This is a genomic window from Burkholderia sp. HI2761, from assembly GCF_002223355.1.
Taxonomy (GTDB): domain Bacteria; phylum Pseudomonadota; class Gammaproteobacteria; order Burkholderiales; family Burkholderiaceae; genus Burkholderia.
In genome coordinates, this window is record NZ_NKFN01000006.1 from 1 (window position 1) to 15,222 (window position 15,222).

A 15,222-nucleotide genomic window follows, 5' to 3' on the forward strand; every position below is an offset into this window, starting at 1 on the left:
GCGAAGCTGGACCAGGAAATACCCATCGCGCTTGACCGGCTCGAGCAGCGCCTGCCGGCAGCGCTGATCGATACGTTGCGTGAACAGTGGAACGGGTTGGCGAGGCTCGACGAGCAGATTGCCGAGATCGAACGTCGGATGCGCGAATGGAAGAAGGAAGACAAGGCCGTTGCGGCGATCAGCGAGATACCCGGCGTGGGCTTGCTGACGTCGACGGCGGCAGTGGCGATGATGGGCGACGCGAAGGCGTTTCGCTCAGGACGCGAATTCGCCGCGTGGGCAGGTTTGGTACCGAAGCAGACGGGCTCGGGCGGCAAGGTGAACTTGCACGGCATCAGCAAGAGGGGCGACACCTATCTGCGCACGCTGTTGATTCACGGCGCGCGAAGCGTGTTGAACCATGCGAAAGAGCCGGGCCCATGGGTCGAGCAGATGAAGAAGCGGCGGCCAGCAAATGTAGTGATCGTGGCACTGGCCAACAAGATGGCACGGACGATCTGGGCGGTACTGGCCCATGAGCGGCCGTACCGGAAGGACTACGTGAGCGTGAAGCCAGCCTGAAATCGGCCACGCGAGGTAGAAAATCAACGTTTAACACAGGGTGAACGTCGAAAGGTTGCGCAGGAATCGAGTGTGATGACAAGCCAGGTAGGACCGGGACTCGCTAAACCTGTATGAGGTGACGGGCTTCGAGCTCGCCAGGAGAATGAGGCGCGAGTCAGCGAATTTCATAGGGGCCCGCAGCGGCTGCACCAGCTGCATCAAGGCCGGATATAGAGCTGCAGCCCATCCTGTCCGTCGAAACACGAGAAAACTGTTGCAAACGGGACGCGTTCATATAGATCCTCATGTCCGTATTCGGTTTGCAGCGCCTCTACATCGGCGGCGGTTACGTCGACGCCACGAGCGGCAAGACTTTCGACACCTTCGATCCGGCCACCGGCGAACTGCTCGCGCAGGTGCAGCAGGCGAGCGCGGCCGACGTCGACCGCGCGGTTGCGTCCGCGCGGGAAGGCCAGCGCGAATGGGCGGCGATGACCGCGATGCAGCGCTCGCGCATCCTGCGCCGCGCGGTCGACCTGCTGCGCGAGCGCAACGACGAACTCGCGGCCATCGAGACGCGCGACACCGGCAAGCCGATCGGCGAGACGCTCGCGGTCGACATCGTCACCGGCGCGGACGTGATCGAGTACTACGCGGGCCTCGCGACCGCGATCGAAGGGCTGCAGGTACCGCTGCGCGCCGAGTCGTTCGTGTACACACGCCGTGAGCCGCTCGGCGTGTGCGCGGGCATCGGCGCATGGAATTATCCAATCCAGATCGCCTGCTGGAAAACGGCACCCGCGCTCGCGGCCGGCAACGCGATGGTGTTCAAGCCGAGCGAAGTCACGCCGCTCACCGCGCTGAAGCTCGCGGAAATCTATACGGAAGCCGGCGTGCCGGCCGGCGTGTTCAACGTCGTGCAGGGCGACGGCTCGGTCGGCGCGCTGCTCACCGGCCACCCGGACATCGCGAAGGTGTCGTTCACCGGCGGCGTCGAAACCGGCAAGAAGGTGATGTCGCTGGCCGGCGCATCGTCGCTGAAGGAAGTGACGATGGAACTCGGCGGCAAGTCGCCGCTGATCGTGTTCGACGATGCAGACCTCGACCGCGCGGCCGACATCGCGGTGACCGCCAACTTCTTCAGCTCGGGCCAGGTCTGCACCAACGGGACGCGCGTGTTCGTCCACCGCTCGATCAAGGACGCGTTCACGACGAAGGTGCTCGAACGCGTGAAGCGCATTCGCGTGGGCAAACCGACCGATGCCGACACCAACTTCGGCCCGCTCGTGTCGGCCGCGCAGCTCGACAAGGTGCTCGGCTTCATCGAAAGCGGCAAGGCCGAGGGCGCGAAGCTGCTCGCGGGCGGCACGCGCCTGACCGACGGCCACTTCGGCAGCGGCCAGTACGTCGCGCCGACCGTGTTCGGCGATTGCCGCGACGACATGAAGATCGTGCGCGAGGAAATCTTCGGGCCGGTGATGAGCATCCTCGATTTCGAATCGGAGGACGAAGTGATCGCCCGCGCGAACGACACGCACTACGGGCTCGCGGCCGGCGTCGTGACCGAGAACCTGTCGCGCGCGCACCGCACGATCCATCGCCTCGAAGCCGGCATCTGCTGGATCAACACGTGGGGCGAATCGCCGGCCGAAATGCCGGTTGGCGGATACAAGCAATCCGGTGTCGGGCGCGAGAACGGCATCACGACGCTCGAGCACTACACTCGAATCAAGTCGGTGCAGGTCGAGCTCGGCCGCTACAACCCGGTGTTTTAAGGAGATTGACCGTCATGACGACACGCGAATACGACTACATCATCTGCGGCGCGGGTTCCGCGGGCAACGTGCTCGCCACGCGGCTGACGGAAGATCCGGACGTCACGGTGCTGCTGCTCGAGGCGGGCGGCCCCGACTACCGCTTCGACTTCCGCACGCAGATGCCTGCCGCCCTCGCCTATCCGCTGCAGGGCCGCCGTTACAACTGGGCGTACGAGACCGACCCCGAGCCGCACATGGACAACCGCCGGATGGAGTGCGGCCGCGGCAAGGGGCTCGGCGGCTCGTCGCTGATCAACGGGATGTGCTACATCCGCGGCAACGCGCTCGACTACGACAACTGGTCGACGCACAAGGGCCTCGAGAACTGGACGTATCTCGACTGCCTGCCGTACTTCAAGAAAGCCGAGACGCGCGACGTCGGCCCGAACGACTATCACGGCGGTAGCGGCCCCGTGTCGGTCACCACCAGCAAGCCGGGCGTGAACCCGCTGTTCGAGGCGATGGTCGATGCGGGCGTGCAGGCCGGCTATCCGCGCACGGACGACCTGAACGGTTATCAGCAGGAAGGCTTCGGCCCGATGGACCGTACCGTCACGCCGAAGGGCCGCCGCGCGAGCACCGCGCGTGGCTATCTCGACCAGGCGAAGGTGCGGTCGAACCTCGAGATCGTCACGCACGCGCTCGCCGACCGCATCCTGTTCGACGGCAAACGCGCGTCGGGCGTCACCTACCTGCGCGGCAGCGAGCGCGCGACCGCGCACGCACGCCGCGAAGTGCTCGTGTGCAGCGGCGCGATCGCGTCGCCGCAACTGCTGCAGCGCTCGGGCGTCGGCCCCGGCGCGTGGCTGAAGGAACTCGACATTCCCGTCGTGCTCGACCTGCCCGGCGTCGGCCAGAATCTTCAGGATCACCTGGAGATGTACATCCAGTACGAGTGCAAGGAGCCGGTCTCGCTGTATCCGGCGCTCAAGTGGTGGAACCAGCCGAAGATCGGCCTCGAATGGGTGCTGAACGGCACCGGCCTCGGCGCAAGCAATCACTTCGAGGCGGGCGGCTTCATCCGCACGCGCGACGACGACCTGTGGCCGAACATCCAGTATCACTTCCTGCCGGTGGCGATCAACTACAACGGCTCGAACGCGATCGAGATGCACGGCTTCCAGGCGCACGTCGGCTCGATGCGTTCGCCGAGCCGCGGCCGCGTGAAGCTGCGCTCGCGCGACCCGAACGACCATCCGAGCATCCTGTTCAACTACATGGCCGAAGCGCTCGACTGGCGCGAGTTCCGCGACGCGATCCGTGCGACGCGCGAAATCATGCGGCAGCCGGCGCTCGATCGCTATCGCGGCCGCGAGCTGAATCCGGGCGCCGACTGCAAGAGCGACAAGGAGCTCGACGCGTTCGTGCGTGCTCGCGCGGAAACGGCGTTCCATCCGTCGTGCTCGTGCAAGATGGGTTACGACGACATGGCGGTGGTCGATGAAGAAGGCCGCGTGCACGGGCTCGACGGGCTGCGCGTCGTCGATGCGTCGATCATGCCGATCATCACGACCGGCAACCTGAACGCGCCGACGATCATGATCGCCGAGAAGATCGCCGACAAGATCCGCGGCCGCACGCCGCTCGCACGTGTCGACGTGCCGTACTTCGTCGCGAACGGCGCATTGGCGCGCAACGTCGCGAAGGCCGCGCGGCAACCCGAGACGGTCTGATCGATCCGGCGCCCGCGACGGGCGCCGCGATACTCCCCTCGCGGCTCGCGGCGTTCTCGCCACGAGCCGCGTTTTCATTGCGCCTTCCCGCCTGCGCTGCGTGGCCGGGTTGCCGAAACGCCGCGCGTCCGCATCCGCTTGGCGCGAACGATCGGGTTCCACCGCGACGTCAGGCTCATCGCATCGCGCAGGCGGTCGAATGCGACATCCTCTTCCGGCCCGAAACGGCTGACCGCCGGCCGTGCGAGCACGTCGCCGAGCCACGTCTGCCATGTATCGCCATGAAAGCGACGGGCGATTTCCTGCACCACATCCGGTGCTGCAATCACGATGCCCGCCAGAAGGTAATACGCCCAGAAGCTGCCTGCACCGACGAGTTGATCGAGCCGGCAAACGGCGAGTGAAGCAAGCAGCCCGTCCACCGACGCGAGATCGGCGCGATGCTTTCGGATCGCCCGCGCGACGAGGTTGTGCTGGCCGCCGTATGCGTGAACGGAAGCACCGTTGCCGGCCGCGAGCTCGGCCGAGAACATCGCGAGCGCGGCCATCTCGTCGATCCGTGATGCGTCGTCACGCGGGCCGCACACGCGCAGCACGACCGCGTCGATGATGGCGCCGGGACGGGCCGGCGTTTCCCCACTCGTTGCCGTGACGGCGGTCAGTCTTTCTCTCAGGTTCTTCGCAGGCGGCGTCTCGCGCTGCCCGTCATGTTCGTTCGCGATGCGTGTGCCCGCGTCGCCGCCGCTGCATTCGACACCGCCGGCAATCCGCCCGAGCGCGGCCAAGCCGACATCGGGATCATCGAATGCGCACGCATCGATCACGCCGTGTGCGGCGTCGAACACCGCGCGCGAGCCAGGGCAGCAACGTTCGGCTTCGGTAAGCTGCCGCGCGGAAGGCACATGCGAGCATGCGCCGCGCGGATCGACCGGGTCGCATGCGCAGCCGCCGCCGTCCGTTGCGATCCACGGTGCGAGCCGGTGAAGGGCCGCTGCCGCTTCGCGGGACAGGCGTGCGCCCGCACGCACGCGTATCGAATGTGAAGCGGCGATTGTCGTGTCGCCGGCATCTACCGCCGCCGTCGCACAGACGGCAGCGTCGAGATGTTCGATCAGGTACTGCAGCCACGCGGCCGTGCGCAGCCGATCAGGCGTCGCGCCGCTGGCATCGCCATACTTTTCTGGATCGGTAAGCATGGGTCGTCCGCGAGTATTCTGGCCAATCGGAATGGCGTTGTTTCAGTCGAATCGGGTGGCGCGGTATGCCGCGCCGGCCCTGCAAGGCCACGCACGTCGGATCGCGACATGTGCGGCCAGCCCGCCGTCGCGCCGATACGCGCGACAAAACGAATGCATCGAGGAAGCGAACGCCCGCCGCACATACCGCACGGCCCTCGCACACGGCGGGCGCCCCGCTTCGATCCGCGACGCTTACTGCACGTGGAACTTCGGCGACGTGCCGATCGTGCCGCTGACCGTACAGTCCGGCGTCAGCACCGCGTTGTTGAACGTCAGCGATGAGTTGGGATCGCTCCACGTCGTCACGACCTTGCTCGGCCCGCAGGTGCCGAGCAGCGAAACGGTGACCTTCGCGTTGTTGATCGACAGTTGCGTCGTGCTGTCGGCCTGGCCCGTCCACGGCGACCCGCTGCTCGCGCTACCGCTGATCAGGCCGCACGTGGCGCCGCCCGCGAACGTCGTCGACGTGATGTTGACGATGCCGGTCGCGGTGATCGTGCCGTTGAACGTCGCGGTACAACTCGCGTTGATCGACCCCTTGGCCAGGACCGTGATCCCCGTCGCGGAGAACGGCTCCCCGCTCGGGTTCATCGGCTGCCCGTCGGCGCGCGAAACGGTGACTGCGAAAGCAGGCGCGGCCGAAACCGCGGTGAAAGCCACTGCAGCAACAAGCGATACGATTTTGCGAATGCTCATTTGAACTGCCCCTCTCTTCACAAATGGCGGCACGCCGCCAGGAACGCGACCGTCCGGCCGGAACGATCCGGCCAGTCGGTCGCAGGAAGCCGCCGGCACACGTCATGCGCGCCGGTCGGCTCAGAACTTGTAGGAGATCCCGACGAACGTGATCAGCGGGTCGGCCTTCAGCCGCGTGCGCGTGGTCGCGAGCGTCGACCCGTCGGCTGCCTTGATCACCAGCGACGAGTAGGTCTTCAGCGGCATGTATGTCAGCGTCGCCGTCAGCCCCCAGTGCTTGTTGATCGCGTAGCTCGCGCCGACGTTGTAGACCGGCGTAAACGACGACGACGCCTTGCCCTCCACCGACGTCGCCCCCGGCTTGCCGGCGCCGGCGGCGAGCACGCTGCCGAGGTTCTCGTTGATGTCCTTCGCGAAGTTGCCGTTCAGCTCGATGTTGCTGAACCAGCTGTAAGCCACGCCGATCCCGACGAACGGGCGAAACCGCGCGGTCGACGAGTTGAAGTAGTACTGCAGAATGATCGTCGGACTCCACTGCCGCGCGTTCTTCACGGCCGGCTGGTTCGCCGACTTGTCCATGTTGACGTCGCCGAGCGCACCGGCCGGCCCGGGCGGCCGGATCACGCCGTGGCCCGTCAGCGTGAACTCGGGCGGAATCCCGAGCACCGACGTGACCGCGATGTGGTCGGTGAAGAAGTGCGTAAGCGTGAGGCCGACCGTATCGGCATTGTTGACCGTCAGGCTCGTGCCCGGCGACGTGAACGACCCGGGCAGGCGCAGCGGCCCGTTGATCGGCATGCCTGCGAGATTCGTCGTCAGCCCGTTGGTCGAATCCTGCGGCATGATGTGCAGCCATCCGAGCGTCGCGACGTTGTCGCCCGCCTGCTGGGCCGATGCGAGCGTCGACACGCCTGCGACGACACCCGCGATGATCAGCTTCTTCATGAAGTCTCCCCCTCATTCTGTCCGGGCGCCGCGCATCTGCGCGCGGCGCCGCCGTGTCTCCATCCACGCGCGGTCACTGCACGAACGCACCGACCGTGAAGTACGGATTGCTCGTATCGGTCATGTCGAGGAACCCGAACACGCCGCCGGTGAACACGAACTTGCCGGTCGCCGGCCCCGACGCCGCATCCGCATGCACGGTCGTGACGACGCCCGGCACCTTTTGCGTGTAGTCGAGGTTCAGCGCGCGCGCGAGCGCGGCCTGCGACGCGTTGAACGGATCGAGCAGCGTGGCCTGCGCGCCGATCAGCGCGGTCGCGCGGTAGTTGAACGCGCTGTCGACGCCCGTGTACTCGCCGTTCTGCGAGCCCTGCGCGATCGCTGCTTGCGGACTCAGGATCGAAATACCCGATTCGTCGTCCGCGCTCGGCGGCCCTTGCGTGAGGTCCGCGTTCGCGGCGCCGGTGCGGATGAAGATCGGCACGAGCTGGTTGCGCAGCTTGCCGACGATCAGGATTCCCTTGCCGGCCTTCGCCGGATCGAGCGCGGCGAGCGTCGGCGGAATCTGCGGCTGGTAGTTGAGCGACTGGAATGCCGGCGCATCCGGGCGCAGCGTGAACGGCTGGTTCACGGTTGCGCTCGATGCAAGCGGCTGCCCGCCGTTCTTCTTGCCGAAGTTGTCGGTCTCGACGTAGCTGCCGTCCGCGTTGATCGTCACCTTCTGGTCGAGCGCCACCGGCTGGAAGTTCTGCGACGGCACCTGGTGATAGCCGAGCTGGTTGTACGTGCCGGCGATTTTCGTCAGGTCGGTTTCCAGCGACGAGAAGCTGATGAACGGGTAGTACGGGAACGTCGTCTTCGGGATCTTGCCGACGCCGATCACGCCGTCGAACTGGATCGTCGCTCCGGGAATCGCGCCGCCCAGCACGCCTTCGCCGAGGAACAGCCGCGCGGGCCGGCTCGGGTCGAGGCTCGCGTTCTGCATCCGGAACGTGCACTGGTTCAGCTTCACCGTCGGCAGCCCCGTTTCGTCCGCCAGCGTGCCGTCGACCACGTTCGCGGGAGCTGTGTCGCGGGTCGGCTGCACGGTACCCGTGGCGGTCGGCACCGGCGACGCGAGGTAGGTCATCCGGTACGTCATCTTCGTCGTGTCGAGCTGCACTTTCACGAGCTCGCCCGACCCGGAGCCGCCGATGAACACCGTGTTGTAGTCGATCGTCTGCGGGCACAGCCGGGCCACCGGCGCGGGCGGCGGGTCGCCGTCGCCGCCGCATGCGGCGAGCACGGGCGCGAGCGACGCCGCGGCCATCCATTTCTTCACATTCATAGGAATCCTCTTGAATATCGATTCGCCGGCGGCGACGCATGCGCCGCCGGTGTTCCGTGTTCAGTACGTCGTTACTGGACGAACGCGCCGACCGTGAAGAACGGGTTGACCTTGTTGTTGTTGACGACCATCGCGTAGACGTTGCCGGCCGTCACGAGCCAGCCCGTGTCGCCTTTGCTGAAGATCGCCACGTTGCCGGTCGCGCCCTTCGCGTTGAAGTCCTGCGTGGCGGACACCTTGATCTTGCCGGGCGTGGCCTGCGTATAGTCGAGCGCAAACTGCGAGGTCACCGACGACGTCTGTGGGTCGATGAATGCCGCGGTATTGCCCTGGAACAGCGTCGACGTGTAGTTGGCGGCGAGCGTCGATACCGCGGTGCCGTCGTTGCAGCTGCCTGCCTGCGCCAGGAAGAAGGTGCCGTCGAAGCTGCCGGGCAGATCCGGATGCGGCACGTTGTTGTTGAAGCTCGGGCCCGAAGTCGCGATCGCGAACGTCGCGGTGCTGGGTGCCACGACACCGCACGCGGATGCGCTCGTTGCGCCGATGAAGCCGCCTTTCAGAGAATTTGCCGCGACGGCGGCGGTCCGGGAAAGCATCGAGATCCCCACTTCGGCATCGGCAACCGACGCGAGCAGGTCACTCGCATCGATATGCGTGTAGCCCACACGAATCACGACCGGGACCAGCACGCCGTTCAGCTTGCCGACGATCATGATGCCCTTCGCCTGGCTGGGCGCCGCAATCACGATCGCCGAGCCCTGCCCCGCGAACGGATACACGACCGTGCCGAACTGGTTCGCCACCGCGTTGCTCACGAACACGTTGTCGGCCGACCCATCCGCATTCTTGCGCAACGCCCACGGCGCCCCGGTTGTCTGGCACGAGTAGTCGCTGCCTGCCGTGATGGTGCACGAGCCGTCGGCATTGAACGTCTGGTTCCAGTTGACGACATCGGGTTGCCACCCGACCGCCCCCGTGCTGCTCTGCGCGTTGCCGCCGACGGGCGACAGATGGATACCGAGTTCGTTGTAGTTGCCCGCGACCTTCGTGAAGTCGGTTTCCGTGTCGGTAAAGCCAATGAACGGATAGAAATCGAAGGTACGCGACGGCACCACGCCGAGCACGACGCCCGGGAACGGCTCGAGGCCGGCGAACGCAATCGTCGCCCCCGGAATCCCGCCGCCGACAACCCCGTTGCCGACGAACAGCATCGGCGGATCGGTGCGCTTGATCGTCACCGAATACGCGCCGTCGCTCGTCGCGCCGCTGTCGAGCACGAACGCGCAGCGGTTCTGCTCGGCGGTCGGAAGATTGGTCGGATGATGGAACGCGCCGCTGATCGTCAGGCCCGCGCGCGTATTGTTGACTTGCCCCGCCGAGGTCGGCACCGACGATTCGATGAACTGCATTTGATAGGTAAGCTTCGTCGTGTCGAATTTCACCTTCACGTATTCGCCGCTACCCGCACCGCCGGTGTAGGTTGTCGTGTAGTCGAGCGAATCCGGACACAGCTTCGTCACCACCGGCGGCGTCGTTTCCGCGCCGCTCGGCCCGCATGCGCTGCCCGAGCACTGCGGCACGTTGATCGGCCCCGGATCGTCGCCGCCGCCGCAACCGGCGACGAGCAACGGCAGCGCCAGCACCGCGCACGACAGGATCGCTTTCCGCCATTCAGGAATGCAAATCATCAACCCCTCCTTTTCAGGTACGACAAGTCTCGTCCGGCCAGGCTGCATGGCCCGCCGGTTGGTATCGCGCCGGCGCACGAAGGCGCGGCGCATGACGATGCACGCAAGACGGCCGCGATGCCGATCGGGCACATGCGGCACACGCCGCGGCGGCAGACGAGCGCGCTCCCGCGGCGCCGTCATGCGGCACGGCGCCGGCGGAACGATCGAAACGGAAAGTGGCTTGCCGCTACGGCTCGCCGCTACGGCTTGCCGCTACACGGCGAGGTGACGATGCAGCCACGCGACCTGCGTCGCGCCTGCATTCAGCGAAAAATCGGAAAACGGCAGTCCCGCTGGCCCCGCGGATAGGCGTCTCATGGTGTGGTCTCCATACGTACGCTTGATTCGTTATCGTGATGCGTCGTTTGTCGAGACTATGATCGGACCATTCCCACAAGTAAATGGATGCAGAGTTCCAAACGAATGAACCCGCGCGATCCTAGCGTTTGCACGGTATTTGACAGTTTTTCAAACAGCCTTCATTTTATTTGCTCAGACAAATACCCCGGCCGTGGAACACGCGTTTGAACGTCGACCGCCAATCCGCGCCGAGCCAAGCCGGCCGGCCTTCAGCGGCCCCCACGCATGTTGCGCCGCAACCTTACACGTCGATGATCGCGAGCGTGCCGTGGCTGCCGGGCAGCACCGCGTGGCGCGTGCCGGCGCGCGCGAGGTACATCTGCCCGGCCCCGACCACGACCGTTTCCGCGTCGACCTCGAGCATCAGCGTGCCGTCGAGCACCAGCAGCCCCTCGTCGTAGTCGTGCACTTCCGCTTCGTAAGGCTGCGCATCCATGCGCAGCACCTTGATCCGGGCCGGCCCCACTTCGCCGACGATCGTGGATTTCCATGCGCTAGCCTGCGCGTCCGCCACGGATTTGAAATCGATCAAGGACATGCGCTCCGCTCCGTATCATCGTGAAAGGAACGCATTATCGCGAGCGCCACGCGTGCCGTCCCGGTACGGCGCGACGGCCGGCGGACAGCACAGTCGGCCGGCCCGTCGGGCGGCCACGCGGCCGCTGCCCGGTTCGCGCAAAACAAGCCGGATTATTCGCGTCACTTAAATAAAACACCGAGTCATTGAGCGATATCACGGCAATTCACGCAAATCCGGCACCGACACTGCCCGGCCTTTCCACCAGAATGCATTTCGATCTGCCGATTGCTAATATGGCGGTCCCGCGATCCCGCACCACAATACCGTTCGACATGACGCCCGTTCGCCATGCCGTCCCCGGTCCCGGCCGCTTCGCAGCGGCGGCGGCGCCGGGCACGCGCGGCGCCCGCCGTCGCGCCGGGCGGCCGTGCCATCCGTGAGCATGCAACCGATCCTTTCCGTCTCCGACCTCTCCAAGACTTACGCGTCCGGCTTCCAGGCGCTGAAGCACGTGACCCTCGACATCCGCCCCGGCGAGATCTTCGCGCTGCTCGGGCCGAACGGCGCCGGCAAGACGACGCTGATCGGCTCGATCTGCGGCATCGTCACGCCGACCGAAGGCCGCGTGACGGTCGGCGGCCACGACATCCGCGATCAATACCGCGCGGCCCGCGAAATGATCGGCCTCGTGCCGCAGGAGCTGACCACCGACGCATTCGAAACCGTCTGGGCCACCGTGTCGTTCAGCCGCGGCCTGTTCGGCAAGGCGCCCGATCCCGCGTACATCGAGAAGACGCTGAAGGCGCTGTCGCTGTGGGACAAGCGCGACAACAAGCTGATGACACTGTCGGGCGGCATGAAGCGCCGCGTGATGATCGCGAAGGCGCTGTCGCACGAGCCGCGCATCCTGTTCCTCGACGAACCGACGGCCGGCGTCGACGTCGAGCTGCGCCGCGACATGTGGAAGCTCGTCGATTCGCTGCGCGAAAGCGGCGTGACGATCCTGCTGACCACGCACTACATCGAGGAAGCCGAGGAGATGGCCGACCGGATCGGCATCATCCTCGGCGGCGAGCTCGTGCTCGTCGAGGAAAAGCGCGAACTGATGCGCAAGCTCGGCAAGAAACAGCTCACCGTGCAGCTCGAACAGCCGCTCGCGGACGTGCCGCCCGCGCTCGCGCCGTTCGGGCTCGAACGCGCGGAAGACGGCGCCGCGCTCGTCTATACGTACGACTCGCAGCGCGACGACGCGAGCATCGCGAAGCTCATCAATGCGCTCGGCTCGGCCGGCATCGGCTTTCGCGACCTGCACACGACGCAGAGCTCGCTGGAAGACATTTTCGTCAGCCTAATCGACAACCGCCGCAACGGCGTGCAAGGAGCCTGACGCATGAACTGGCATGGAATCCGCGCGATCTACCGCGCAGAAATGGCCCGCACGCGCCGCACGCTGATGCAGAGCATCATCGCGCCGGTGATCTCGACGTCGCTGTATTTCGTCGTGTTCGGCTCGGCGATCGGCTCGCGCATCAGCGACGTGAACGGCATCGGCTACGGGTCGTTCATCGTGCCGGGCCTCGTGATGCTGTCGCTGCTGTCGCAGAGCATCTCGAACGCGTCGTTCGGCATCTACTTCCCGCGCTTCACGGGTACGATCTACGAGATCCTGTCCGCGCCCGTGTCTTACTGGGAAATCGTGATCGCGTACGTCGGCGCGGCCGCGTCGAAGTCGATCCTGCTCGGCGTGATCATCCTCGCCACGGCCGGCCTGTTCGTGCCGCTGCACATCCTGCATCCGTTCTGGATGGTGCTGTTCCTCGTGCTGACGGCCATCACGTTCAGCCTGTTCGGCTTCGTGATCGGCATCTGGGCCGACAGCTTCGAGAAACTGCAGCTCGTACCGCTGTTGATCATCACGCCGCTCACGTTCCTCGGCGGCAGTTTCTACTCGGTCGACATGCTGCCGCCCGCGTGGCGCGTGATCACGCTGTTCAATCCGATCGTCTACCTGATCAGCGGCTTTCGCTGGTCGTTCTACGGGATCGCCGACGTGCACGTGTGGATCAGCCTCGCCGCGACCGCGCTGTTCCTCGTGATCCTGCTCGCGATCGTCGCGTGGATGTTCCGCACCGGCTACAAACTGAAGAATTGACGCCGGCCGGCGTCACGCGCGCCGCCCGCCGATGACGCATTTGGGCAAGCAGGCGGCGTTTTTCCTCTGATGCGGCAGTTTGTGGTCGCGTCTACTGAATACGAAGCATCGGGGCCCTGGAGCATGCGCTGCGCGGCCCCTTTTTCATTTCAGAGGACGCCATGCCCGCCGCCACCGCTCCCGCCTCCGCCGCCGCCCGGCTCGAACGCCTGCCGTTCTCCGGCTATCACAAGCGGATCTTCTTCATCATCGCGATCGCGTTCTTCTTCGATTCGGTCGATCTCGGCACGATGACGTTCGTGCTCGGCTCGATCCGCAAGGAGTTCGGGCTGTCGACCGCGGCCGCCGGCCTCGTCGCGAGCGCGAGCTTCTTCGGGATGGTGCTCGGCGCGGCCGTCGCCGGCCTGCTCGCCGACCGCTTCGGCCGCCGGCCCGTATTCCAGTGGAGCATGGTGCTGTGGGGCGCCGCGTCGTACCTGTGCTCGACCGCGCAGAGCGTCGACGCGCTGATCGTCTACCGCGTGCTGCTCGGCATCGGGATGGGAATGGAGTTTCCGGTCGCGCAGACGCTGCTGTCCGAATTCGTGCCGGCCGAGAAGCGCGGCCGCCTGATCGCGCTGATGGACGGCTTCTGGCCGCTCGGCTTCATCACGGCCGGCATCGTCGCGTATTTCGTGCTGCCGCAATTCGGCTGGCGCACCGTGTTCGCGCTGCTCGCGATTCCGGCCGTGTTCGTGCTCGTCGTGCGGCGTATCGTGCCGGAATCGCCGCGCTGGCTCGAACATGCGGGCCGGCACGCGGAAGCCGACACGGTGATGCACGCGATCGAGGCAAAGGTGATGCGCTCGGCCGGCGTCGCGACGCTGCCGCCGCCGTCGCGGCTCGCCGAGCCGGCCGCCGCCCGTGGTCGCGGCGCGCTGCGCGAGATCTGGAGCGGCGTGTACCGCCGCCGCACGGTGATGGTGTGGCTGCTGTGGTTCTTCGCGCTGCTCGGCTTCTACGGCCTCACGTCGTGGCTCGGCGCGCTGCTGCAGCAGGCCGGCTTCGAAGTCACGAAATCGGTGTTCTACACGGTGCTGATCTCGCTCGGCGGCGTGCCGGGCTTCCTGTGCGCCGCGTGGCTCGTCGAACGCTGGGGTCGCAAGCCGACCTGCATCGCGTCGCTGATCGGCGGCGGCGCGATGGCGTACGCATACGGCCAGAGCGCGCTGTACGGCGGCAGCACGACGCTGCTGATCGTCACGGGCCTCGCGATGCAGTTCTTCCTGTTCGGGATGTGGGCGGCGCTGTACACGTACACGCCCGAGCTGTACGGCACCGGCGCACGCGCGACCGGTTCGGGCTTCGCGTCGGCGATCGGTCGCGTCGGCTCGCTGATCGGGCCTTACGTGGTCGGCGTCGTGTTGCCGGTGTTCGGCCAGGGCGGCGTGTTCACGCTCGGCGCGCTGTCGTTCGTCGCGGCGGCCATCGCCGTGTGGACCCTCGGGATCGAGACGAAAGGGCTCGCGCTGGAGCAACTGGCGGCAGGCGACGACGCGGGCGGCAGCGGACGGTATCCGGCGGCGGCGGCGGACGAGGCGTCCTGATCGCCGGGCGGGCTTCGAGCCCGTTTCGGGCCTGGTGGGCGTTCAGCGCCGTGCCCGGCCCGTTGCATGAACCGACCGGCTTCGCATCCGGTGGACGCTGCTAGTCTGGATCGACGGTTCGCGCGCGGACTACCTGCCGTCGCTCGCGCACATGGCGAGCGCGCTGCGCCGGATCCAGGCGCTCGATCTCGACATCATCCTGCCGATGCACGGCCCGGCGATCGCGCACGACATTCCGCGCGTGCTCGCCGGTGCGATCGCCCATTGCGAAGCCGCCGCCGCGTAAGCCGCGGCGGCGGTCATCCGGCAGCGTGCGGCAGCGTGCGGCCTCGGCCGGTCAGGCGTCGGCGACGACGAACTCTTCGGCCGCCTTGCGCTGGACCGCGGCCATTACGGCCAGTTCGCGCTTGCTGCGCGCGTCGCCGGACACGACGCCCGTCGCGTGCTTGGCCTTCGCACCCAGCGGGAAAAACACGAACGACGCGCCGGCCGGAGCCGCCGGCTCCGCACGCAGGCGTTTGTTCAGGATTTTCAGGTACTTCTTCTTCGAGACTTCCTTAGCAGCCATGGCGCCCTCCGCGTACACGTGACGCGGATCAGCATACCAGCTTTGCCGACGCGCTCCGTGACAGCGG

General features: G+C 66.4%; 14 protein-coding genes. 7 read left to right on the forward strand and 7 right to left on the reverse strand.

All coding sequences use genetic code 11. The features are described 5' to 3' along the window. From CFB46_RS16605 to betA, 3 genes are all read left to right on the forward strand, one after another. A partial coding sequence (locus CFB46_RS16605) for an IS110 family transposase (RefSeq protein ID WP_143751625.1) occupies window positions 1-561 on the forward strand: 561 nt, incomplete at its 5' end. Between the two features lie 287 nt (window positions 562-848). Then, on the forward strand, window positions 849-2,318 hold the full coding sequence (betB, locus tag CFB46_RS16610) for a betaine-aldehyde dehydrogenase (RefSeq protein ID WP_089500524.1): 1,470 nt from the start codon (window positions 849-851) through the stop codon (window positions 2,316-2,318). 14 nt (window positions 2,319-2,332) lie between these two features. Continuing rightward, a complete protein-coding gene (betA, locus tag CFB46_RS16615; protein WP_089500525.1) occupies window positions 2,333-4,033 on the forward strand; it encodes a choline dehydrogenase in 1,701 nt (566 codons plus the stop codon). A gap of 74 nt (window positions 4,034-4,107) precedes the next feature. On the opposite strand, the gene CFB46_RS16620 is transcribed toward betA, so the two are convergent. The 6 genes from CFB46_RS16620 to CFB46_RS16645 all read right to left on the reverse strand — a co-directional run bounded on the left by CFB46_RS16620 (window position 4,108) and on the right by CFB46_RS16645 (window position 10,867). Beyond that, window positions 4,108-5,229, reverse strand: coding sequence for a hypothetical protein (locus tag CFB46_RS16620; RefSeq protein ID WP_089500526.1), 1,122 nt, complete (start codon window positions 5,227-5,229; stop codon window positions 4,108-4,110). A 234-nt stretch (window positions 5,230-5,463) separates the two neighbouring features. Continuing rightward, window positions 5,464-5,967, reverse strand: coding sequence for a hypothetical protein (locus CFB46_RS16625; RefSeq protein ID WP_027781343.1), 504 nt, complete (start codon window positions 5,965-5,967; stop codon window positions 5,464-5,466). A gap of 120 nt (window positions 5,968-6,087) precedes the next feature. Continuing rightward, window positions 6,088-6,912: an OmpW/AlkL family protein gene (locus CFB46_RS16630; protein WP_027781344.1), complete on the reverse strand. Its 825-nt coding sequence runs from the start codon at window positions 6,910-6,912 to the stop codon at window positions 6,088-6,090. Between the two features lie 73 nt (window positions 6,913-6,985). Beyond that, complete coding sequence (locus CFB46_RS16635) at window positions 6,986-8,239, reverse strand: DUF2957 domain-containing protein (protein WP_089500527.1); 1,254 nt, start codon at window positions 8,237-8,239, stop codon at window positions 6,986-6,988. Between the two features lie 71 nt (window positions 8,240-8,310). Further along, entirely contained in the window at window positions 8,311-9,927 is a 1,617-nt protein-coding gene (locus CFB46_RS16640; RefSeq protein ID WP_089500528.1) for a DUF2957 domain-containing protein, read from the reverse strand. Between the two features lie 643 nt (window positions 9,928-10,570). Next, window positions 10,571-10,867: a cupin domain-containing protein gene (locus tag CFB46_RS16645; RefSeq protein ID WP_089500529.1), complete on the reverse strand. Its 297-nt coding sequence runs from the start codon at window positions 10,865-10,867 to the stop codon at window positions 10,571-10,573. Between the two features lie 424 nt (window positions 10,868-11,291). On the opposite strand from CFB46_RS16645, the gene CFB46_RS16655 reads away from it, so the two are divergent. The 4 genes from CFB46_RS16655 (at window position 11,292) to CFB46_RS16670 (ending at window position 14,873) form a co-directional block, all read left to right on the forward strand. Next, window positions 11,292-12,236, forward strand: a complete 945-nt coding sequence (locus CFB46_RS16655; protein WP_027781348.1) for an ABC transporter ATP-binding protein — start codon at window positions 11,292-11,294, stop codon at window positions 12,234-12,236. 3 nt (window positions 12,237-12,239) lie between these two features. Beyond that, a complete protein-coding gene (locus CFB46_RS16660) occupies window positions 12,240-13,001 on the forward strand; it encodes an ABC transporter permease (RefSeq protein ID WP_027781349.1) in 762 nt (253 codons plus the stop codon). A gap of 161 nt (window positions 13,002-13,162) precedes the next feature. Then, window positions 13,163-14,587 carry an MFS transporter gene (locus tag CFB46_RS16665; RefSeq protein WP_089500530.1) on the forward strand — a complete coding sequence of 475 codons (1,425 nt, stop codon included), beginning with the start codon at window positions 13,163-13,165 and terminating at the stop codon, window positions 14,585-14,587. A gap of 151 nt (window positions 14,588-14,738) precedes the next feature. After that, window positions 14,739-14,873, forward strand: a complete 135-nt coding sequence (locus tag CFB46_RS16670) for a hypothetical protein (RefSeq protein WP_256980665.1) — start codon at window positions 14,739-14,741, stop codon at window positions 14,871-14,873. A gap of 51 nt (window positions 14,874-14,924) precedes the next feature. On the opposite strand, the gene CFB46_RS16675 is transcribed toward CFB46_RS16670, so the two are convergent. After that, entirely contained in the window at window positions 14,925-15,155 is a 231-nt protein-coding gene (locus CFB46_RS16675) for a hypothetical protein (RefSeq protein ID WP_011547073.1), read from the reverse strand. Window positions 15,156-15,222 lie beyond the last annotated feature (67 nt).

Excerpts from the sequence above, each read along its gene's own strand:
- CFB46_RS16670 (WP_256980665.1), top strand. The coding sequence starts at position 14,739 with ATGGCGAGCGCGCTGCGCCGGATCCAGGCGCTCGATCTCGACATCATC.
- CFB46_RS16645 (WP_089500529.1), bottom strand. The coding sequence starts at position 10,867 with ATGTCCTTGATCGATTTCAAATCCGTGGCGGACGCGCAGGCTAGCGCA.
- betA (WP_089500525.1), top strand. The coding sequence starts at position 2,333 with ATGACGACACGCGAATACGACTACATCATCTGCGGCGCGGGTTCCGCG.
- CFB46_RS16675 (WP_011547073.1), bottom strand. The coding sequence starts at position 15,155 with ATGGCTGCTAAGGAAGTCTCGAAGAAGAAGTACCTGAAAATCCTGAAC.
- CFB46_RS16635 (WP_089500527.1), bottom strand. The coding sequence starts at position 8,239 with ATGAATGTGAAGAAATGGATGGCCGCGGCGTCGCTCGCGCCCGTGCTC.
- CFB46_RS16625 (WP_027781343.1), bottom strand. The coding sequence starts at position 5,967 with ATGAGCATTCGCAAAATCGTATCGCTTGTTGCTGCAGTGGCTTTCACC.
- CFB46_RS16665 (WP_089500530.1), top strand. The coding sequence starts at position 13,163 with ATGCCCGCCGCCACCGCTCCCGCCTCCGCCGCCGCCCGGCTCGAACGC.
- CFB46_RS16660 (WP_027781349.1), top strand. The coding sequence starts at position 12,240 with ATGAACTGGCATGGAATCCGCGCGATCTACCGCGCAGAAATGGCCCGC.
- CFB46_RS16630 (WP_027781344.1), bottom strand. The coding sequence starts at position 6,912 with ATGAAGAAGCTGATCATCGCGGGTGTCGTCGCAGGCGTGTCGACGCTC.
- CFB46_RS16655 (WP_027781348.1), top strand. The coding sequence starts at position 11,292 with ATGCAACCGATCCTTTCCGTCTCCGACCTCTCCAAGACTTACGCGTCC.
- betB (WP_089500524.1), top strand. The coding sequence starts at position 849 with ATGTCCGTATTCGGTTTGCAGCGCCTCTACATCGGCGGCGGTTACGTC.
- CFB46_RS16640 (WP_089500528.1), bottom strand. The coding sequence starts at position 9,927 with ATGATTTGCATTCCTGAATGGCGGAAAGCGATCCTGTCGTGCGCGGTG.
- CFB46_RS16620 (WP_089500526.1), bottom strand. The coding sequence starts at position 5,229 with ATGCTTACCGATCCAGAAAAGTATGGCGATGCCAGCGGCGCGACGCCT.